Origin of the sequence: Pseudoalteromonas sp. A25, from assembly GCF_009176705.1 — a bacterium.
In the GTDB taxonomy this organism is placed as follows: Bacteria; Pseudomonadota; Gammaproteobacteria; order Enterobacterales; family Alteromonadaceae; genus Pseudoalteromonas.
Genome location: NZ_AP021847.1, coordinates 755,391 through 775,343 on the forward strand (window position 1 = coordinate 755,391; position 19,953 = coordinate 775,343).

Sequence of the window (19,953 nt, forward strand, 5' to 3'; positions counted from 1 at the left end):
ATTAGCGTTTCTACCGTCAAGGAAACGCTGAATGAAAGTATTGCATACCTCTGATTGGCATTTAGGCCAACAGTTCTATGAGCATAGTCGTGCGCAAGAGCAGCAAATATTTCTAGATTGGCTTGCAAACACATGCAAAACACAAGCTATTGATTTACTTGTTGTTGCCGGTGACATATACCACACTGCAACCCCACCGGCTTATGCCGAACAGCAACTATATTCTTTCATCAAGCACGCCACGCAGCTTAGCCCTGATCTGCATATTGTCCTGATCGCAGGTAATCATGACTCAGCAAATCGCATCGAGACAGCAATGCCGCTTTTGCAACACTTCAACACCCATGTTGTTGGTCGTTTCGATAAGCATGCACCAGAAAAAGTGGTCAAATCGATAGCAACTAAAAATGGCAGTGCACATGTTGTCGCTATGCCATTTTTAAGAGCAGCTGATATCACTATCACGTCGGAGATCAGCTACCAACAGGCGGTATCCCTCGCATACCAGCAGGCTCTTGAACACGCGCTGCCATTATCTGAAAATGAACCACTGATATTAATGGGTCACCTCCATGCCAAAGGCGGTGATATATCTAGTGATTCAGAAAGAAACATCTCAATAGGCGGGTTTGAAGCAATTAATGCTAATGTTTTTAGCCAACAAGCTGATTATGTCGCCTTAGGGCATCTTCACAAGGCACAAGTTGTCGCCAAAAGTGAACACATTCGTTATAGCGGCACACCATTACCTATGTCATTTTCAGAAAAAAACTATCAGCATCAAGTATTAATCGCTGAGTTTTCTGGTAAACAACTCAACAGTGTAAAGCCCCTTTACGTTCCCAGATACCAACAACTTATTCTATTGCCTGAGCAGGGTGGGGCAGACTTAACAACATTGTGCGAACTTATTAATGAATTGAGTTTTGACGATGAAAAACCATCGAGTTATATCCGTCTGCGCTTGAACAGTAATGAAACAAGCAGCCAGTTTCGTACCGTAATTGACGAGGCACTCAATGACAAACCGCTTTTATTTTGTGGCATAGAGCGGGTAAGTGGGCAGACAAAAACCCATGATGACTACTTTGAAGATCTTGGCAAAATAGAACAATTGGACCCAATGGCACTGCTCAGCCTCGCTTTTTCTGAGCAAGTTGGCGAAGACGACCCAGTTCCTGAACAAGTAAAAGAATGCTTAGCCCAAGTTATTAATTCAATGGATGAAGAGACTCAGTTATGAAATTGCTTAGCCTGTCTATAAAAAACCTCGCATCGTTAACTCATGCTGATGTGGACTTTGAGTCACCGCCTCTCAGTCAAAGCGGTTTGTTTGCGATAACCGGTGATACTGGCGCTGGAAAGAGTACATTATTGGATGGGATCTGCTTAGCGCTATACGGCAAGACTGCAAGGCTGAAGAACGATTTAAAAAATACAGTCGCCTTTAATGGTGATGAAATAAAACTGAATGACCCACGAAACCTTTTGCGCCGTGGCAGCGCTCAAGGACAGGCTGAAGCAAAGTTTATAGGGCAAGATGGTGAACGCTATATTGCTCGTTGGAAAATAGAGCGCGCTCGAAAAAAAGCTGATGGCAAGCTTAAGCGAGCAGAGCATCTGCTAATTCGTTGCAGTGATGAGTCTGTACTCACTCAATCAAGCAGTGCAACAGTTAATAAAGTCGAGCAGTTGATTGGTTTAAGTTTCGAGCAGTTTACGCGAGCGGTATTGCTCGCTCAGCATGAGTTTGCTGCATTTTTGAAAGCCAGTGCGGATGAACGCGCACAATTACTTGAGTGTTTAACTGGCACCGACAAATTTAGCCGCCTTGGTCAGGCAATTTTTGAGCGTCACAAAGAAAAAAAATCAAAACTTGAACAAACAAAACAAAGTTTAGCCCACTATCAAATTCTAACTACTGAAGAACTTACTGCACTAAATATACAGTTAGAAAGCCTTGATAATGAACTCAAACAATTACAAACCCAGCGAGACCAATATCAACAAGATATGCAATGGCTCAATACCAATGAGCAACTGCAACAAAAACATGACCAATATCAACAGCTTTTACTTGAGATTAATACACAACTTGGTGCCCAAGCACCAGCTGTAGAGCAGGCTCAATTAGCCCAAGTTGTACAGCAAATAGCCGACAATAGGCAACAAGCGCAAATGCTAAATGCTCAGCATAGTCAGCTACAAGCACAGCATAGCGAACTGAGCAAACAAGACTATTCTCAACAAATTAGCGAACAACAAAATACGGTCGCTTCAGCACAAAGGGCTCAGCAAACCGCAACTGAGCAGCTAAAAGGGCAAGAGCCTAAGGTCAAACAAGTGCGGGCTTTAGATAATCAGCGCAGCGTTGCTCAGCAACAAGTTTCTGATAGCCAAAAACAAATAAAAGCAACGCAACAAACCGTAGAAGATAATCAAGCGCAACTGACAGATTTAACTGATCAACTTAGTAAAAATAAAGCACAGCAAGATGACATTCAAACACAGCTCGCGCAAAGCAGTAAGTTTGCAAGTGCTCATAAACACTGGTCACATCTAAACAGCATATTTGAGAATATAAAGGATTGTTCTGATCGCATTGAGCAGTATCAGCACCAGTGCAACGAGCAGCGCACGCAGCATCAAGCGCTGATACAGCAGCTAGACCCGTTAAAAGTGCAAATAGAGCAGCAGCAACAGTCATTCAATGAGCTTGAATTGCAGCAGCTAGAAGTTGAGAAACAACTGTCGTCTTTAGATTATGAAGCAATACAAAAACAACACTATGATTTAAAGTCTGCGATTAATTTATCATCGCAAGGGCAAAAATGTGAGCATGAGCTTTTACAACTTGCAACCAGCATTGATAAAGGTCGCCATCAACAAACAACGCTCAAATTACAACTTCAAGATACTGAAAAACAGGTTGAATTACATAAACAACGCGCGCTAATAACCCAACAAAACCTCACTCAAGTTCAAGTACGCGCTAGTGACAATATCAGCGCGCTGCGAGCGCAGCTTAAAGAGGGCGAAGAGTGTATGGTATGCGGTGCCACCGAGCACCCCTATGGCGTAGAGCATATTGACAGTCACTGGCAAGCACTCATTGCCGACTTTTCAGCACAGCAGCAAAGCGCAGTTAAAGCTCAGCAACAATCGCAGCAACGCTATAACGAGCAAATGGTTGCGCATGAGCAAGTGAACGCCCAGCTGCAAGTGTCTTTGCAGCGCAAAGCGCAACTTATCGAGCAACAAGCACAAATTAGCGAACAGTTAAAAGTATTTGGCTATGATGCTTACCCAAATAGTGATGAAGCACAACAACAAGTGCAAGCGCTTGAACAAGACCTCAAGCGATATAGTGAGTTCAGTAAACAGCAACAAACGTTATGGTCAAAGATTAAGTCGTCGCAGCAGTCCCTTAGTACATGTAAGCAACAATATACTGAAGCGCAACAGCAATTGCAGCATCTAACAAACACTATCGCAGCTTGCGAACAGAGTACTCAAGACAATCAACAAAACTTGTCAAAGCTCAAAAACGATGCACAACAGCTGTTTAGTGACGATACTTGGTGGTTGAGCTTTGAGCACAACCCACATAATGCGCTTGATTCACTGCGTGCTGATGTTGAACAATATGATGTCTGGCAAAAAACAGCCGAAGGGTTAGTACAAACGCAGCAACAACTGCAGTCCAAGCTAGAAAGTTGTGAGCACCATCATCATTTGCAAAGCAATCAACTTACTCAGCAACAAACGCAACTTGCGCAACTACAACAAACACTGTTCGAGCTCGATACGCAGCGCAGCCAATTACTCGCGCTCGAACATAACGTTGATGACTGGTTTGGATCACTGCAAACTCAGCTAGAGCAGTCGAATCAACAGCTCAATCAAGCCAAAGAAAAGCTTGCACGACTTGAGCATGAAAAACACCAACAAGCCCTTAAACTGACTCACTTACGCGCTCAGCTTGATGATAATGAAACACAACAAAATACCGTAGCAGAGCGCTTTGACACATGGCTAAATACGCAACGAGAGCAACATCAAGAACTTACAACGGAACGAGTCAGTGAGCTGCTATCAACGCCATTTGAGCAATATGAGCAAGTACTTGAAGCACACCATCAACAACAACAGCGTCATACGCAGGCTCATGCTCGACTGAGCCATCTTCTTGAAGAAATTGAGCATCATGCCGCGCAGGCTCACAGCAATGCCTCCAAACAAGCGCTGGTAGAGTCACTAGATAAAATTCATGTAAATATTGAATCAACGCAAGCTCAGTGGTTGGAATGTAACAGTCGGTTAAAGCAGCATGAACAAAACATCACGTCACGCGCTCAGCAACAAGCAACCCTAACACAGCTGCAAACACAGTATGAACATTGGTACTTACTAGACAAATTGCTAGGAGATGCCACAGGCAAAAAGCTACGTAATATAGCGCAAACGCAAACGCTGAAAATTTTACTACAGTATGCCAACCAGCATTTGCGTAGTTTATCGAAAAGGTATCGGCTAACAGTGATAGGCCACTCACTTAACATCGCCATAATCGACAAAGACATGGCCGATGAACAGCGCTCAGTTAACACCCTCTCAGGGGGTGAATCATTTTTGGTTTCTTTAGCATTAGCGCTGGGCTTAGCGTCGCTGTCGGCGAACAAAGTGCAGATAAGCTCGCTATTTATTGATGAAGGGTTTGGAACACTTGACCCTGAGACCTTGAGTGTTGCGCTGGATGCGCTAGACTCATTGCAAGCACAAGGCCGAAAGGTCGGCGTGATCTCTCACGTTAGTGAAATGACAGAGCGTGTTGCAACACAAGTACACGTTAAAAAACAGCCCGGTGGTTACTCCAGCATTCAAATAAAAGGACAAGCTTAATGCCAAATTTTAAAGCTGATGAAGCGCTAAACTACGATCAACGTATCACTCGTTTAGTACCAGGGTATGAGCTACTCCACGAGCTAACCGCCGCACAATTAAAAACCCTATTACCCGATGAGGCTACCATTTTGGTCGTCGGCGCAGGTACCGGCAAAGATATCATTGAGCTTGCGCAAATAAATCCTCTTTGGCACTTTATTGCGCAAGATATTTCTGAAGACATGCTTGCTATTGCAGATCGTAATTTTACTAACTTAGGTTTGAGCAGCAGAGTCACAATCGTCAATGGTCCGTTAACGCCAACAGGCGAGCACATTGATGCAGCTTTATGCTTGCTCGTGTTACACTTTTTACCTGATGACGGTGATAAAGAAGCGTTACTAAAAGCTATTCGCAGTCAGCTTCCCCATAAAGCCCCTTTCTTTTTAGCCGATTTGATTGCTCCAGAAACAGAATTTGAACGAGAATCTCAGCTTTTCGCATGCAGACAATTAGGATTAACAGAGGTTGGGGAGCAACGCATGCGTCACAACCTACATCATGAGTTTTACCCACTAGATAGAATGCGCTTATCTGAGCTACTTGCACAAACGGGATTTGATACGCCACATCATTATTTCAAAGCACTAGGCTTTACAGGGGTAGTTTGTCGCGCCGATTAGCAACATATTGGAGCTGCTTTTGTAACGTATTGAGAGTAAAGGGTTTAACAATCATACCATCTATTTTTTCAGATATTAGGTTAAGTATGGTTTGTTTATTATCATCACATGTCACCACTACAATCGCCAAACCAGTCAATTTTTGATCTTGCCTGACATTACCAATAAGCTCTTTGCCGCTCATTCTCGGCATATTGAGATCTGTGATCAATAAATCAAAGTTATGCGCCTTTAACAGCCTCAATGCTTGCGCGCCATCGGTTGCCTCCGTAATGTCTTTATACTTTAAGCGTCGTAGCATATTGATCATCACATGGCGCATCAGAGGCATATCATCGACCACGAGTATTTTCATGCTTTTTATATCCTTAAAAGCAGTCAAAGTAGAGTATAGAGGCTAGTCCAAGCTATGTAATATGTCACATAGTTTGTTGATTTTTATATTACTTAATTGTCGATAGTCTAAGAAGGGGCAAACTACGAGGTTATGCGTTTTATCCACTGCAAACTCCGTATCTAGCCAAACAAGTGAGTTGGTAAAAATATGATCTCTTAATAGCTTTTTCGCGTAGGTTCTTCCCGCAATAATATGAAAGCGGTATTTGGGATTATCTAACTTTGGCGGGCTAAATAGTAAGGCTTCTTGACTGTGGCTTTGCAATAAACATTGCTCCCGATAGGCCTGCCAGCTTCCATAGTTAGTAAAATTGTGATCTCTGTGCTTTAGTTGGCCCAGTATTTTGGCATAAACATTAAATATTTTTCGCCAACCATTCCCAGACGCTAGGCTTATCATTTCAGTCTCACCAATGCTAAGTGGCTGAACAAGTTCTAAATTTTTATATTCCAGCATAGGTGGCATATGCTCAATATATATTGCAACCAAACCACTTGCTTGCCCAAATCCATGAGTTAGTATTTTCATGACCTGGCTTTGGTAAGTAAGCGGTCTAGCGCGTTGCCAAAGGCTTGTTTATCTGCGTTTGATAGCTTTGCTGGACCACCACTCATTTCTACGCCACTACTGCGCATGGTGTCCATAAAATCACGCATATTTAAAATCGACTTAATGTTATGAGTCGTATATTCCTCTCCTCTGGGGTTAATAGCCAAGGCTCCTAACTCTATAACTTCAGCGGCTAAAGGGATATCAGCAGTGATCAAAACATCGCCCGACTGTATACGTTTTACTATTTCATTATCGGCGATATCAAACCCCTTATTTACTTGCAAAAGGCTCACATATGGCGAAGCGGGTACCCGCATTGAGTGATTTGCCACTAATGTTGTAACAGTTTGAGTACGTTGCGCAGCTCGGAATATAATTTCTTTTATAACGGCAGGGCAAGCGTCTGCATCAACCCAAATCTTCATCGTATTCACTCACTTTATATCTCACTTGGTATAAAGTTGATCTTAACGTTTCTTGCTCACGTAACCTACTATTATTTATATAAATAACCAAAATTTGGAATTAACATGTTGTTAGGCTCAATAATAAAACCGTTAGTTGTTTCTATAGGATCCGTAACTTTGCTCAGTGCGTGCACCGGGTTACCTGAAGATATTAGGCCCGTTAGTAACTTTAATTTAGAGAAATATCAAGGAAAGTGGTACGAAATAGCACGTTTAGATCATAGCTTTGAGCGCAATATGAATAATGTCACTGCAACATACTCTTTAAATGAAGATGGTTCAGTTAAAGTCGTTAATCGTGGCTATCACACCCAAGACAAAGAGTGGCAGCAAGCTGATGGCGTTGCAAAGTTTGTTGGTAGTAACCGCGTTGGACATTTGAAAGTGTCTTTTTTTGGCCCTTTTTATGGTTCGTATGTGGTTTTTGAGTTAGAACAAGACGAGTATCAATACGCCTATGTCACTAGCTATAATAAAGAGTATTTATGGCTGTTAGCGCGCACACCAACAGTAAGTCAATCCATCATCGATGATTTTGTGCAAACTGCACAACAATACAACTTTGCAGTAGAGCAACTAATCTACGTTCAACATAATGATATTGAATGAAATCACTGATTTTATCTGTAAACCCCCTTTACAGTTTGATGACACAATACGTCATGCCAGTTTTCAGATAGTCTTTTAACTGTCTGAAAACTTTAACATTACTGTCAGGCACCTGTAACAGCAACAAACCAAGCTATTGCCTCCGCAACAATAATTAGCAATTGTAAACTGGAGTAACAATATGAAGCGTTTAGCGTTTTCTTTGATCGCAGGTGCCGTCACACTTGCGCTCACAGCATGTAATGGTGATGATGGAGCAAAAGGTCCCCAAGGGGCTCAAGGCGAACAAGGTGCAGCAGGCCAAAATGGCGTAGACGGTACTAATGGCTCTAATGGTCAAGATGGAGCAAATGGTCAAAATGGCGCTGATGGACAAAACGGTGTTGATGGTAAAAATGGTGGTGCAGGCCTTGTGCGCATTGCAACCGTGCCAAGTGGTGCCGAAGTTACTGGCTTATACTTAACAGAAAAAGGCGATTTGTTTTTCAATGTCCAGCACCCTGCAGATAGCAATACCGTTGAAAAGGATGGCAAAACGTTCAATAAGGGGACTGTTGGCGTTTTAACAGGTGTAGATTTTAACAACCTGCCTAATAATATTGTTAACTCTCCAGTGCCAGCAACCGAACAAGAACAACAAACTGTTATTTCAGCAATTGGCCAATATCAAGTGTTAGGTCAAACCGGCGATGTATTCTCAGAGCTAGGTGCAAAGGGTGTTTCTGGTGGATTAGGTGTACACTACGGCATCAACAGCAAAGAAGAAATCATCAAAAACGATAACCCAGATTTCAATGGCTTTATTGCGACTTCAGATAACGAAGGCTACTTATTTACCAATTGGGAATCATACCCAGGTGGCATGAGCCGCTTAAAAATGAGTAAAGATACCAAAGGCAAGTGGTCAGTCACAGAAGCCATGATGGTTAACTTTGATGGCGTTCAAGGTACTGCTGCCAACTGTTTTGGCTCAGTATCTCCATGGGGCACACCATTAACATCGGAAGAGTGGATTGTTAACTCAAAGGTAGATACCACCACTGACGCAAGCTGGAATGATCCAGCAAATACAAGGACTGATGGCATTGAAGCGCTCGTAGCCCCTGACTTCCCTAACCCTTATCGCTATGGTTACATTGCAGAAGTAAAAAACCCAACTAGCGCGTCTCCTGATGTTGTTAAGCATTTCACCATTGGCCGTTATGAGCATGAAAATTCAGTTGTAATGCCTGACCGCCGTACCGTTTATTCATCACAAGATGATACCGGTGGTGTATTGTTTAAATTCATTGCGGATCAACCTGAAGATTTAAGTTCAGGTACTCTGTATGGTGCGAAACTAAAACAAGATGAAGGTTTAAATGACCCTGCTGTAACTGGTTTTGATATTGAGTGGGTTGAGCTTGCAAGCGGCAGCAACGCGAATATTGAAACTTGGGTTGCGCAATACGACAACATTACAACAGCTGATTACGTTGCAGGCAAGACGAGCTATATCTCTATGGCTGACGTGCAAGCATGGGCCGACGGTAAAGCAACTTATCCAACAGAAGCCGAAGGCGGTAGCCCGGTAACCGCAGGTAAGCCAATGGATGACCGTGTTGCATTTTTAGAGTCTCGACAAGCTGCACGCCTTAAAGGCGCAACAGCAGAGTGGCGTAAACTCGAAGGGATCAGCATCAACCATGATCGCGTACTTGAAGCTGTAACAGGTCAAGATGTTATTGCTGGTGAAATAGTTGACAAAGCATACATGTACATCGGCATCGCAGACATTGATAACACCATGATAGATGGTGAAGGCGACATCCAGCTTTCAAGCCGTGTTAAAGACTGTGGCGGTGTGTACCGTGCAGCGATTGATAACAACTACAACTTAACCCGCATTGAACCCGTTGTAATGGGTGGTACTTATCGTTCAAGCCTAACAGGTGCAGAGCGCTGTGACGTTAATCAACTTTCTCAGCCAGATAACGTAATCGTTATGCGTGATGGCCGTATCATCATTGGTGAAGACGGTTTCCAAGAGAACAACACTCTATGGCTTTACGACCCAAGATCTAAGTAACAACACACTCTAAAACGGCGCTCATAAGAGCTGCCGTTTTTTTTGCCCAAAATATGGAAGTCATAAAAATGAAATACCCTACTTTTGTTGCCTTTATCGCATTAAGCTTGCTAGCAGGTTGTGATCAACCACAACAACATCATGTCACACACTCTCAAGATACTGTGCTGGATGCCCCTTACAATGTAGGTGAAGATATTCCCGCTACAGCGTACCTCAAGCATAATGAGACTTATAATGCAGAGTCCGTCATCCCACCACAGTGCTATACAAAAACCGATGGCGTAAATAACCCATGCTACGCTTGTCACCAAACCGACAAAAGTGACACTAACAGACCAAATCAAATGTTTGATGGGCACTTGCAAGGTAGTTACGACTTTTCAGATCTTGGCACTAAAAACCATTGGAAAAACCTATTTATTGATCGAACAGAATTAGTTAAAAATATATCTGACGAACAGATATTGGATTGGATCAATCATGATAACTTCAGTGACTTTATCGCCAAGCAAAAAAACAACAATGATTGGCAAGGCGAAGTTACTCCAATTGAGAATCTAGCATACCCTGAAAAAGCGTTTGATAAACTTGGTTTTGCTCGCGACGGCAGCGGGTGGGTCGCTTTTAACTACAAACCTTTTCCAAGCACGTTTTGGCCAACCAATGGCTCAACAGGCGATGTGATGATCCGTCTCCCAGAGGCGTTTAGAAACCTTAAGGGCGTGTACAATCAGGATGTATATCTAGCAAACTTAAGTTTGGTTGAAATAGCACTTAAGGGCTTAGACGGTTTATCAACACCAGAAATAGACGAACAAAGAATTGGCAAGGACCTCAATAATGATGGCCAACTTAGTAAAATCTCGCACTTGAACAAACAGAGCCATTATGTTGGTGACACAAGTGATACGCTCGATTATCAATTGTATCCAGAGGGGACCGAGTTTTTACATACGGTAAGATACATCGGTGTGACAAAAGATGGCGCTATCTACAACGCCCCAAGAATGAAAGAAGTGCGCTATATGAAAAAACACCGCTTTAAATCAAAGGCAGCCCTAGCTTCTTCTTATTATCGAGAAGCCAAAGAAAAATCTTTTGAACAATTGCCTCAGACGCTGTATATCGGAGATCGCGGCGTAAACAATACTTTTGGCTGGCTCATTAATGGCTATATAGAAGATGCACAAGGCGAACTAAGACCTCAACATGAGCAAGAATTGGCATTTTGTAATGGCTGCCACAAAACGGTTGGGTCAACCTACGACCAAACATTCTCATTTGCGCGCAAAGTAACTGGGGCGAAAGGATGGGGTTACATTAACTTAAACACAATGCAAGATGTGCCTAATAAGGGTGAGCAGCATGGCGAATTTTTAACTTATATGGAGCGTGTTGGAGGTGGAGATGAGTTTCGTCAAAACCAAGAAATGCTTATGCGCTGGTTTAACGACGATGGTAGCGTGAATAAGAAAAAAGTGGCCAAAGCAAAAAATTTATACGAGTTAATAACACCATCACCTGAGCGTGCATTGGCATTAAATAAAGCTTATTTGACTATCGTCAAAGAACAAAGTTATATCTTTGGTCGCGACGCAACACTTGTCGAAGCTCAGAATGTGTTACAGCAGGTTGATGAGTCTCAACAACCGCTTCAGCCAGAACACCGCTATGTGTGGGACATGCAGCTAGACTGGTCAAATTTATAATGCAACGATTAAGCTGATCCTGCTATAGATCAGCTTTTTACTAACTGAGTAATTACAATTACTCAGTTAGACTAGGCTTATCTGACTGCAAGTTAATAAAGATCAGGATTTAACTAAGTTTTAAAAAAGCGCGCTAGTAGATATTGATACTCGCGTTTTCTTTTACATTCACTTTCCTGCCACTCATATTAAGACTTTAAAAATAAATATAAATCAAACAGTTAAACTTAAAGGCAGCTATATTATCGAGCAGATAGTTAAGATCAATATTTTACTAACTCAGCCTATTTTTCCATGATTTAGTACGCCACCCCGGCAACTCTCAATGGAAAGATCAAATTTTTACTAACTCAGAAACACTTACCAACGGCGGGTTTAAATACATTTTGCCAACTCAGATCATATTTTTACTAACAAGTATCGTAACTAGCCTCACAGATCATATTTTTACTAACTGCCTTCTGTAGTGAGATCAGTTTTTTACTAACTTTGACGCTGGCAGATCGATATTTTACTAACTTGATTTAAAAACAACCTGCTCAGATCATAATTTTACTAACATTAGTTAGTAAAAACATGATCTCTTTAGGGTAAACACACCTGTGATATCACGTAATAGCCTGTCAAAAGCCAAAAAAATGCTTTCCAAACAAACTCAGTAAGTAAAATCGTGATCTCAGAAATCCACTTCTTGCTGGCCAAATTATGAGTTGGTAATTTTTTGGTTTATGGGCGTAGGTTCTAACTCGCTCTGTAGGTCTATGTTATGCTTATCATTTTGATTACTCAAACAATGCTAATGCAACTACTAGATCAAATTAAAACATGTACACTGTGTGAACAATCACTTCCTTTAGGCCCAAAACCAGTACTGCAAGCTAATAAAAACTCAAAAATATTGTTAGCAGGACAAGCACCGAGCCTAAACGTGCACAAAACAGGTAAATTATTTAATGACGCAAGTGGTAAACGCTTGAGGAATTGGCTCAATGTGGATGAAGCACAGTTTTATAATGCAGATAACTTTGCCATTATCCCAATGGCGTTTTGTTACCCAGGAAAAGGCCGCTTAGGAGACTTACCTCCTTCGCCATTATGCGCAAAAACATGGCACGAGGCGTTACTTAGCCAACTAAACAACATAGAACTAAAGATCATTATTGGTCAATATGCTCAGCGCTATCATCTAGAGAAACACACATCACTGACAGAGCAGGTGGGTAAATGGAACACGCTTTTACCAACACAAATCGTTCTACCTCACCCAAGCCCTAGAAATCAAATGTGGTTAAAACACCATCCATGGTTTGAAGCTGATGTGCTCCCAGTATTAAGAGCACGTATTAAAGAAGTTTTACAACCATAATGTATGATTTATTGCTTTCCTTGCTCCGCAAACGCCTTAAGCTCATCCCCACATAGTCGATAAATGATCCACTCGCTTTGTGGTTTAGCACCGATGCTATCGTAAAAATCGATAGCGGGCTTGTTCCAATCAAGCACCACCCACTCAAATCGTCCACAATCATTTTTAAGCGCTAACTGAGCTAAGTACTGCATAATCGCCTTTCCAGCGCCATTGCCACGCTTTTCGGGCGCAACAAACAAGTCTTCTAAGTACAAACCATGCTTACCAAGCCAAGTAGAGTAATTATAAAAGTAGACAGCAAAGCCTATTGCTTCTGCTGCTTGTTCACAAATAACAGCATGTGCGGTTGGGTGTTCACAAAATAGCTTATCTTCAATATCAGATACAGTATTAAAAACCGCATCAGGTTCTTTTTCATACACAGCCAAATCTTTGATAAACGATAAAATGGTTGCTGCATCACTTTTTTCAGCTGGACGAATTTGAATACTCATGTGGGATCCTTGTTTAACCTTAAAACGCTAGTGTATGCTAAAAAAACACTTGAAATAAGTGCATATATTGCACTTATAGAATGCAGGAAATTCATATTATGTTACCGAATATCGACCTTAATTTACTCAAACTGTTTTCGTCGCTTTATCAAACCGCATCAGTAAGCAAAACAGCTCAAGAGTTAAATCTAAGTCAATCAGCTTGCAGCCATGCTCTGACAAGGCTTCGTCAACGCCTTGGCGACGAGCTTTTTATTCGGATAGACAATGAAATGGTGCCATCAATATTCGCTCAACAGATTGCTCAGAGTGTTATACCCGCTATGCAGCAACTCAGTGCTGGATTAAAACCGTTTGAGCCGTTTAACAGTAGCAAAACAACCCGTTTTACAATCGCTACGACGGACTATACTGCTTGGTGCTTAAAACCGCTAGTGCACTACTTTAATGCTCATTACCCCCAAATAAATTTACAACTTGTATCCTTAGAACAACGTACTCCAACTGAGGCTCTGCAAGATGGCAGGTTAGATTTTGCGTGTGGCTTTACACATCATCAAGAAAAGAATGAAAGCATATTAGAGCACGATTGGTTTGAAGATAAATATGTCACAGCAATTTCCAACCAACATCCATTGGCTAAACAAAAAGCATTAACTTTAGATGACTTTCTATCACATACACATATTTTGATTGCGCCATGGAACGAGACTAAAGGTGTGGTCGATTCCATGCTTGCTAAAACAAAAAAATCGAGAAAAGTCGCTATCACATTACCCCACGTCCTTATTGCTCCCTATTATTTGCAACACTCAAATCACTTACTCACATTGCCCCAAGCTTATGCAGTGCAAATTGCTGAGCTTTTAGACCTTGTATTACTCGATCCGCCGTTAAATATCCCAAATTACAGAGTTAAGTTATACCTACATAAAACGAGGCAGAACGATCCAAAACTCACTTGGTTTGTTAAGCAATTCAATCAGTTTATTACGCTGTAAGGGTCCTTTACAAAAACACGTTTAGTTTCGATCCACAAAGGTGTTGCTTACGTATAAAGCAAGTATGAAAACTATTCTGGAATGGTTATGAAACTAATTTTATTTTTATTATCTTGGCTATTCTTTATTGCGCCGACTGTACATGCATCTATTGCTCAGAAATTACTACCTACGTCAGCCCCTGTAGGGGCATCACCAACATTGACGTATCTATTTTGGGATGTCTATCAAGCAACACTGTATGCGCCGAACGGGCAGTATAGCGCTGATCAACCATTTGTTTTAAAACTGCATTATTTAAGAGAGCTCAAAGGTAAAGATATTGCACAGCGCTCTGTCGAAGAAATGAAAAAGCAGGGAGTTCAAAATCAAGCAAAATTAACGCAGTGGCAAACTCAGATGCAAAGCATATTCCCAGATGTAACAAACGGAACTGAGTTATATGGAAAACGAACAAACAGTGGAACGAGTAAGTTTTATCGTGGAGAAGATTTGATTGGTGAAATTAATGATCCACAGTTTACTCAGCATTTCTTTGCAATTTGGCTAGGTGAAAAAACTTCAGAACCAGACATGCGCAAAGCCTTACTCAATAATAAGTAGGAGAGATTCTCGTGCAAAAATATGTATTGATCACGTCAGTGGCTGTATTACTTAGTGGCTGTGGTTCTAGCATCAATCCTGATAACTACAAAAAGATGCAGCCAGCCTTTGACCCTTATACATTTTTTGCAGGCTCGGTAAAAGCCTGGGGTATTGTACAGAACCGTTCTGGCGAGCTAGTTCAGCGGTTTACTGTAGATATAGAAGGTTCTGTTGATAGTGCAAACACACTGGTACTCGACGAAACGTTCAATTACGAAGTCGGGGAGGGTGTTGAGCATAGAGTGTGGAAAATATCAGCTCAAAGCTCACCGAACTCGTTGCAAGGTCAAGCGGGGGATATTTTAGGGGTCGCGCAAGGTCAGCTATTTGGCAACGCCATGCGGTGGCAATATAGCATGGATTTACCCGTCGATGAGACAAGCTACAAAGTCGCCTTTGACGATTGGATGTGGTCTTTCAATGACGATACCATCGTAAATCGTTCGTACATCAAAAAGTTCGGTATTACGATGGCTGAGGTTACTATTTTTATGCAAAAGCAACCCGTTACGCCTTAGCCTTAAGTGAATACCAAGGCAGGCGCGTACTAGCTTATTGGTTTAAAGATAACTCCATAAAGACACTTAAAGGGTTATCTCGGTAAAAACCAAAACATTCACAGCGCTTGAACCCTAAGTTTTCATACAAATTAATAGCTTCGGTTTGTTTGCTACCGGTTTCAAGGCGGATCAATGGAATTTGTGCTTCACCAGCATAATGGAGCAAAATCTGCATGATTCGTCTTGATAGCCCTGTTCCACGATAACTGGGCCGAACATATAAACGTTTTATTTCGCCGTACAAAGACTTATCAAATTGTTTAACGATTGCCCCACAAGCAACAATTCCGTTTTCATTTTTTAAACCAACCGCATGTACATTTGGCTGACGTAACTCTTCTAAACTAAGAGATTGGTCACTCGCAATAGGATACAAAGTATTCATTAAACGGTCGATTTCAGAAAAAACTTCGATAACACTTGGGTCTTCAGGATTCAAATCGACTAGCTGCATAAATATTTCTCGATAATTTTGCGTATTTTTTGCGAATCACAACTATACCGAGTTAGCACAAATGAACAAGCACATTTGTCTCATATTCAATGAGACTTAACTATTTTGATTAGACAATGAGGGTGATAGATACGAAAACGTCACGTGCCTTGCTAAATTTTAAACAAAGCGTTGAGCAAAAAAAGAGAAGAAGAATTATGGCTTATCGCATCGGTCTTGCTGAACACACTGAGATTTTTGAATTAATGTTTGGCTTTCATGTTCAGCCTGACTTGGGAAAGTGAATAGGGTTAACGCTAAAAGCAGTAACGTTATCAAAAACGTTAAAGGCAACGTTAACTGCTGCTCAGGTAACTGACGAAATAATGACATGATGTGCTCCTAAATAAAACAAACTAACAACAAGCACCACATCCTTGAAGCAACCCCAAACTCTATTAGCAAAACAAAATACTTAACCTAATAAAGTGTAAGTAGTTATAACAAACAGAATCGGAAAACTCAAACAAAGTAACTAGAAATAAATTTAAAAACCATACAAAAAAACTAAAAATTAACGTTTTTCTATTTACAATCAATAAAATACAAACACATCTGACCAGTTCAAAAATAAACCACTTTTAACCTAAATCAGCTTAAAAGCCAGTAATAATATAGCTACTTAACAAAAAAACATCGTTAACGGGGTGCCACGTAAACCCCCTTTACAAGCTACTTTTTCGTAGTTCGAAAATGCGACTTAAATTAGTTTTACCACCAAGATTCATTACGACTTCACCTTTTAACTACCAAAAACCTTCGCCCTTATCTAAAAATCTTTACCAATTGAAGCTGAATATCAGTGAATCGACGCACAGCGTACTTAAAAGTTTGTGGCCGAACCTTAGAGTCTAAATTCAATAAAAACATTTACGGAGCAAAATTTGGTAAGGAAGATAGCTTAAGACTAATGGCTTAACACTAAAAAAATAGCTACTAGCAATAACTTTATCGCTAGTAGCTAATTTAAACGAGGTGGACGTTAGTTATCTCGCCCCCCATTATTTAGTCACAGGAAAACCTCTATCTCGCATCAATGCACTAACATCTGCATCTCTTCCCCTGAACAAACGATACGCTTGCGCTGGATCCATTGCATTTCTTACAGAAAACAAATATTTTACCAAACGTTCTGATACTTCTTTATCATAAAAACCGCCCGGTGCACTGGCAAAGGCTTCCGCCGCATCTGAGGTTAAGACTTCTGCCCATAGGTAACCATAATAACTGGCTGCATAACCTTCAGAAGAGAATACATGACCAAAGTGAGTGCTGCGATGACGCATCACCAACTCCTTAGGCATACCGAGCTTGTCAAGCTGCTCTTTTTCAAACTTCGCAGGGTCGATCAAAGCTGGATCCGTGCTGTGATAAAGTAAATCCATTATCGCAGACGCCAGATATTCCGTTGTTGCAAACCCTTGATTAAATGTCGCTGACTTTTTAATTTTTGCGATCAGTTCTTTCGGCATCGGTTTACCTGTTTTCTGATGCACAAGGAATTTATTAATAACTTCGTCTGTGGTTAACCAACGCTCCAATAGCTGAGACTGAAATTCAGTATAATCTCGAACACCATTGTGTGAACTCGGATAGACAACGTCAGCTGCTAAGAAATGTAACGCATGACCGAACTCATGGAAGTAAGTTTCAGCATCTGACCAAGAAATCAGAGTTGGTTTCCCTTCAGCGCCTTTAACGAAGTTAGAGTTATTTGAGCTAAGTACATTCGTTTTTCCATCAAATGTCGTGTAACTTCTATATGTCGTAGCCCAAGCTCCAGAACGCTTTCCTTTGCGAGCAAACGGATCAAGATACCATAAACCGATATGTTTACCTGTGGTTTTGTCTTTTACTTCCCAAACACGCACATCAGGGTGAAATACTGGCACTTCGCCAGCTGGGACTTCAGAGAATTCGAAGTTGAACAAGCGACCAGCCACATAGAACATCGCATCTCTAAGCTTGTCTAGTTGCAGGTACTGTTTTACTTCATTAGAGTCTAAGTCATACTTGTCCTTGCGCACCTTTTCAGCATAAAAGCGGTAATCCCAAGGCTCAATAGTGATGCCGGCGCCTTCTTTATCTGCAATCGCTTGCATATCTGTCACTTCTTCTTTTACTCGGGCAATAGCAGCAGGCCATACTTTATTCATCAGTCCCATCGCATTTTCTGGCGTTTTAGCCATTCTCGACTCTAATTGCCACTGTGCGTAATTATCGTAACCAAGCAAGTTAACACGCTCATGACGAAGCGTAAGAATATCTTTTATGATTGCATTATTATCAAACTCATCGCCATTTCCACCACGGTTATAGTAATTTTTCCACACTTGCTCTCTAAGCGCTCGCTCTTGAGAGTAAGTCAAAAACGGATCCATTGACGAACGTGAGTTTGTAATTGCATACATCCCCTCTTTTCCGCGTTCTTTCGCCGCTGCGGCAGCCGCTTCAATAAATGATGAAGGAAGACCTGATAACTGCTCTTTGGTTAAATAAACTACGTAATTCTCTTCATCTGCTAATACATTTGCAGAAAACTGCGTATACAAAGAAGCAAGTTCCTGATTAATTTGCGTATAGCGTTCTTTGGCTTCCCCTGACAGTGTTGCGCCATTGCGCGCGAAACTGTTATAGGTCATCCAGGTGATACGCTGCTCTTCAGGAGTTAGCTCTTTGAGCTTTTTGCTTTCATATACCTTTTTAACACGCTCAAAAAGTTTGCTATTTTGAGTGATTTTTGAATAGAAAGATGACAGTTTAGGAGCCATCTCAGCACTGATCTGTCGAAGTTCAGGGCTCGATTTATTGGCACGCCAAATACCATAATATGCGTAGACACGGTCTAAAGTTTGCCCAGCTCTTTCCAAAGCAACAATGGTATTTTCAAATGTTGGAGACTCTGGATTATTCGCGATTGCTTCAACTTCAGCGAGTTGTTCAGCCATCCCAAACTCTAACGCAGGTTTTAGATCGGCAAGTTCCATCTTATCAAACTGCGGAACGCCTTGATAAGGCCCTTTAAAGTTCTGTAGTAGCGGATTACTTTGTACTACCTGCTCTGTAACAACTTGCTGTTGGGTTGAAGTGGTACTGCACCCTGACAGGGCCAATACAATTGCAGCACTTAACGCCGTTATTGTTGGTTTGATCATCATATACTCTTCGAATTTTTATATTATATCAATTTGCATTTAAACCACCTCAGTCTAAATGTGGTACAAAAAACTGCAACATTTACGCGTTAAAAATACAATTACTGCGGTGAATGTAAAATTCGGTTATCATTTTTATGACTCTATAACTACACTGTTAGCTTGGGTTTTATTGCAAACAGCGGAGACCTTATGCAAGTTGGAATTTTCATTTATGATGGCGTTGAAATCCTCGATTTCTCTGGCCCTTATGAGGTTTTTTCCTCTGCCAACAAATATACTAGTGAGCATCTTGGGGTAAGTCTTGTTGCTCCTTCACAAGCCCCAGTAAGAACAAGGGGAGGAATGAGTGTCAACCCCCATTACAGTATTTATGCGGCCCCGCACTTTGACTTACTGATAGTCGCTGGCGGCAAACATCAAGGAATAATGACAAACCCAACTGTTCTAAATTGGCTAGCCGAGACAGCCCAGCATACGAGAGCTTGCGCATCCGTATCTACTGGCGTATTCCTGTATGCTCAAGCTGGGCTTATTGATGGCAAAAAAGTCACAACGCACCAACTAGAAATAGACGAGTTAAAAAGTAAATACCCAGAACTGAATGTTGTGAATGATGTTCGCTACATTATGGATCAAAACTTTACTAGCTCAGCTGGCATTTCAGCAGGGATCGATATGTGCCTAGCACTTGTAAAAAGAAAATTTGGCGAAAAAGTGGCTAAACTGACTGCGCAACACATGGAATATGGCTGGCATGACTAGCAAGCTAATCTATGCGTTTTAATAACTAACCTCAGCTGCACATAAGAGAATTTGCCCAATAAAGCTATTTCGCTCACTCTCTTCGTTATTTTCATTTGT

At 41.4% G+C, this 19,953-nt stretch carries 18 protein-coding genes; 11 read left to right on the forward strand and 7 right to left on the reverse strand.

The annotated features are described in order from the left end of the window. Window positions 1-31: 31 nt before the first annotated feature. Genes sbcD through GDK41_RS19800 form a run of 3 tightly spaced genes read left to right on the forward strand, consistent with a single transcriptional unit; the run spans window position 32 to window position 5,567 of the window. Complete coding sequence (sbcD, locus tag GDK41_RS19790) at window positions 32-1,243, forward strand: exonuclease subunit SbcD (protein ID WP_152088195.1); 1,212 nt, start codon at window positions 32-34, stop codon at window positions 1,241-1,243. Continuing rightward, on the forward strand, window positions 1,240-4,902 hold the full coding sequence (locus GDK41_RS19795; RefSeq protein WP_152088196.1) for an AAA family ATPase: 3,663 nt from the start codon (window positions 1,240-1,242) through the stop codon (window positions 4,900-4,902). Before sbcD ends, GDK41_RS19795 begins: the two co-directional genes overlap by 4 nt. Beyond that, entirely contained in the window at window positions 4,902-5,567 is a 666-nt protein-coding gene (locus GDK41_RS19800; RefSeq protein WP_152088197.1) for a class I SAM-dependent methyltransferase, read from the forward strand. Before GDK41_RS19795 ends, GDK41_RS19800 begins: the two co-directional genes overlap by 1 nt. Here the strand turns inward: GDK41_RS19800 and GDK41_RS19805 are convergent. From GDK41_RS19805 to GDK41_RS19815, 3 genes are read right to left on the reverse strand one after another with little or no spacing between them, the layout of a single operon-like run. Continuing rightward, the gene (locus GDK41_RS19805; RefSeq protein ID WP_152088198.1) at window positions 5,539-5,922 is read right to left on the reverse strand and encodes a response regulator; all 384 of its coding nucleotides are present in this window, start codon (window positions 5,920-5,922) and stop codon (window positions 5,539-5,541) included. The two genes, GDK41_RS19800 and GDK41_RS19805, sit on opposite strands and share 29 nt — an antisense overlap. A gap of 42 nt (window positions 5,923-5,964) precedes the next feature. Next, a complete protein-coding gene (locus GDK41_RS19810) occupies window positions 5,965-6,492 on the reverse strand; it encodes a DUF6942 family protein (RefSeq protein ID WP_152088199.1) in 528 nt (175 codons plus the stop codon). Then, window positions 6,489-6,941 carry a YaiI/YqxD family protein gene (locus GDK41_RS19815; protein WP_152088200.1) on the reverse strand — a complete coding sequence of 151 codons (453 nt, stop codon included), beginning with the start codon at window positions 6,939-6,941 and terminating at the stop codon, window positions 6,489-6,491. Before GDK41_RS19815 ends, GDK41_RS19810 begins: the two co-directional genes overlap by 4 nt. A 105-nt stretch (window positions 6,942-7,046) precedes the next feature. Between GDK41_RS19815 and GDK41_RS19820 the strand changes: the two genes are divergently transcribed. The 4 genes from GDK41_RS19820 (at window position 7,047) to GDK41_RS19835 (ending at window position 12,738) form a co-directional block, all read left to right on the forward strand. Continuing rightward, window positions 7,047-7,592, forward strand: a complete 546-nt coding sequence (locus GDK41_RS19820; protein ID WP_152088201.1) for a lipocalin family protein — start codon at window positions 7,047-7,049, stop codon at window positions 7,590-7,592. A gap of 181 nt (window positions 7,593-7,773) precedes the next feature. Next, window positions 7,774-9,660 carry an alkaline phosphatase PhoX gene (locus tag GDK41_RS19825; protein ID WP_152088202.1) on the forward strand — a complete coding sequence of 629 codons (1,887 nt, stop codon included), beginning with the start codon at window positions 7,774-7,776 and terminating at the stop codon, window positions 9,658-9,660. Window positions 9,661-9,728: 68 nt separating this feature from the next. Next, on the forward strand, window positions 9,729-11,372 hold the full coding sequence (locus GDK41_RS19830; RefSeq protein ID WP_152088203.1) for a hypothetical protein: 1,644 nt from the start codon (window positions 9,729-9,731) through the stop codon (window positions 11,370-11,372). A 766-nt stretch (window positions 11,373-12,138) separates the two neighbouring features. Continuing rightward, window positions 12,139-12,738 carry a uracil-DNA glycosylase family protein gene (locus tag GDK41_RS19835; protein WP_232056594.1) on the forward strand — a complete coding sequence of 200 codons (600 nt, stop codon included), beginning with the start codon at window positions 12,139-12,141 and terminating at the stop codon, window positions 12,736-12,738. 8 nt (window positions 12,739-12,746) lie between these two features. Here GDK41_RS19835 and GDK41_RS19840 read toward each other — a convergent pair whose 3' ends face one another. After that, a complete protein-coding gene (locus GDK41_RS19840; protein ID WP_152088204.1) occupies window positions 12,747-13,235 on the reverse strand; it encodes a GNAT family N-acetyltransferase in 489 nt (162 codons plus the stop codon). A 98-nt stretch (window positions 13,236-13,333) separates the two neighbouring features. Here GDK41_RS19840 and GDK41_RS19845 point away from each other — a divergent pair, with 98 nt between their 5' ends. The 3 genes from GDK41_RS19845 (at window position 13,334) to GDK41_RS19855 (ending at window position 15,399) form a co-directional block, all read left to right on the forward strand. After that, complete coding sequence (locus tag GDK41_RS19845) at window positions 13,334-14,236, forward strand: LysR family transcriptional regulator (RefSeq protein ID WP_232056595.1); 903 nt, start codon at window positions 13,334-13,336, stop codon at window positions 14,234-14,236. Window positions 14,237-14,323: 87 nt separating this feature from the next. After that, complete coding sequence (locus GDK41_RS19850) at window positions 14,324-14,839, forward strand: chalcone isomerase family protein (protein WP_152088205.1); 516 nt, start codon at window positions 14,324-14,326, stop codon at window positions 14,837-14,839. A gap of 11 nt (window positions 14,840-14,850) precedes the next feature. Then, a complete protein-coding gene (locus GDK41_RS19855; protein WP_232056596.1) occupies window positions 14,851-15,399 on the forward strand; it encodes a DUF3833 domain-containing protein in 549 nt (182 codons plus the stop codon). A gap of 34 nt (window positions 15,400-15,433) precedes the next feature. On the opposite strand, the gene GDK41_RS19860 is transcribed toward GDK41_RS19855, so the two are convergent. From GDK41_RS19860 to GDK41_RS19865, 3 genes are all read right to left on the reverse strand, one after another. Further along, window positions 15,434-15,895 carry a GNAT family N-acetyltransferase gene (locus GDK41_RS19860; RefSeq protein WP_152088206.1) on the reverse strand — a complete coding sequence of 154 codons (462 nt, stop codon included), beginning with the start codon at window positions 15,893-15,895 and terminating at the stop codon, window positions 15,434-15,436. Between the two features lie 195 nt (window positions 15,896-16,090). Further along, window positions 16,091-16,267, reverse strand: a complete 177-nt coding sequence (locus tag GDK41_RS20305) for a hypothetical protein (RefSeq protein ID WP_172971691.1) — start codon at window positions 16,265-16,267, stop codon at window positions 16,091-16,093. A 668-nt stretch (window positions 16,268-16,935) separates the two neighbouring features. After that, on the reverse strand, window positions 16,936-19,089 hold the full coding sequence (locus GDK41_RS19865) for a M3 family metallopeptidase (protein WP_152088207.1): 2,154 nt from the start codon (window positions 19,087-19,089) through the stop codon (window positions 16,936-16,938). 192 nt (window positions 19,090-19,281) lie between these two features. On the opposite strand from GDK41_RS19865, the gene GDK41_RS19870 reads away from it, so the two are divergent. Continuing rightward, a complete protein-coding gene (locus GDK41_RS19870) occupies window positions 19,282-19,854 on the forward strand; it encodes a DJ-1/PfpI family protein (protein WP_152088208.1) in 573 nt (190 codons plus the stop codon). Window positions 19,855-19,953 lie beyond the last annotated feature (99 nt).

Excerpts from the sequence above, each read along its gene's own strand:
- sbcD (WP_152088195.1), top strand. The coding sequence starts at position 32 with ATGAAAGTATTGCATACCTCTGATTGGCATTTAGGCCAACAGTTCTAT.
- GDK41_RS19795 (WP_152088196.1), top strand. The coding sequence starts at position 1,240 with ATGAAATTGCTTAGCCTGTCTATAAAAAACCTCGCATCGTTAACTCAT.
- GDK41_RS19800 (WP_152088197.1), top strand. The coding sequence starts at position 4,902 with ATGCCAAATTTTAAAGCTGATGAAGCGCTAAACTACGATCAACGTATC.
- GDK41_RS19805 (WP_152088198.1), bottom strand. The coding sequence starts at position 5,922 with ATGAAAATACTCGTGGTCGATGATATGCCTCTGATGCGCCATGTGATG.
- GDK41_RS19810 (WP_152088199.1), bottom strand. The coding sequence starts at position 6,492 with ATGAAAATACTAACTCATGGATTTGGGCAAGCAAGTGGTTTGGTTGCA.
- GDK41_RS19815 (WP_152088200.1), bottom strand. The coding sequence starts at position 6,941 with ATGAAGATTTGGGTTGATGCAGACGCTTGCCCTGCCGTTATAAAAGAA.
- GDK41_RS19820 (WP_152088201.1), top strand. The coding sequence starts at position 7,047 with ATGTTGTTAGGCTCAATAATAAAACCGTTAGTTGTTTCTATAGGATCC.
- GDK41_RS19825 (WP_152088202.1), top strand. The coding sequence starts at position 7,774 with ATGAAGCGTTTAGCGTTTTCTTTGATCGCAGGTGCCGTCACACTTGCG.
- GDK41_RS19830 (WP_152088203.1), top strand. The coding sequence starts at position 9,729 with ATGAAATACCCTACTTTTGTTGCCTTTATCGCATTAAGCTTGCTAGCA.
- GDK41_RS19835 (WP_232056594.1), top strand. The coding sequence starts at position 12,139 with ATGCTTATCATTTTGATTACTCAAACAATGCTAATGCAACTACTAGAT.
- GDK41_RS19840 (WP_152088204.1), bottom strand. The coding sequence starts at position 13,235 with ATGAGTATTCAAATTCGTCCAGCTGAAAAAAGTGATGCAGCAACCATT.
- GDK41_RS19845 (WP_232056595.1), top strand. The coding sequence starts at position 13,334 with ATGTTACCGAATATCGACCTTAATTTACTCAAACTGTTTTCGTCGCTT.
- GDK41_RS19850 (WP_152088205.1), top strand. The coding sequence starts at position 14,324 with ATGAAACTAATTTTATTTTTATTATCTTGGCTATTCTTTATTGCGCCG.
- GDK41_RS19860 (WP_152088206.1), bottom strand. The coding sequence starts at position 15,895 with ATGCAGCTAGTCGATTTGAATCCTGAAGACCCAAGTGTTATCGAAGTT.
- GDK41_RS20305 (WP_172971691.1), bottom strand. The coding sequence starts at position 16,267 with ATGTCATTATTTCGTCAGTTACCTGAGCAGCAGTTAACGTTGCCTTTA.
- GDK41_RS19865 (WP_152088207.1), bottom strand. The coding sequence starts at position 19,089 with ATGATCAAACCAACAATAACGGCGTTAAGTGCTGCAATTGTATTGGCC.
- GDK41_RS19870 (WP_152088208.1), top strand. The coding sequence starts at position 19,282 with ATGCAAGTTGGAATTTTCATTTATGATGGCGTTGAAATCCTCGATTTC.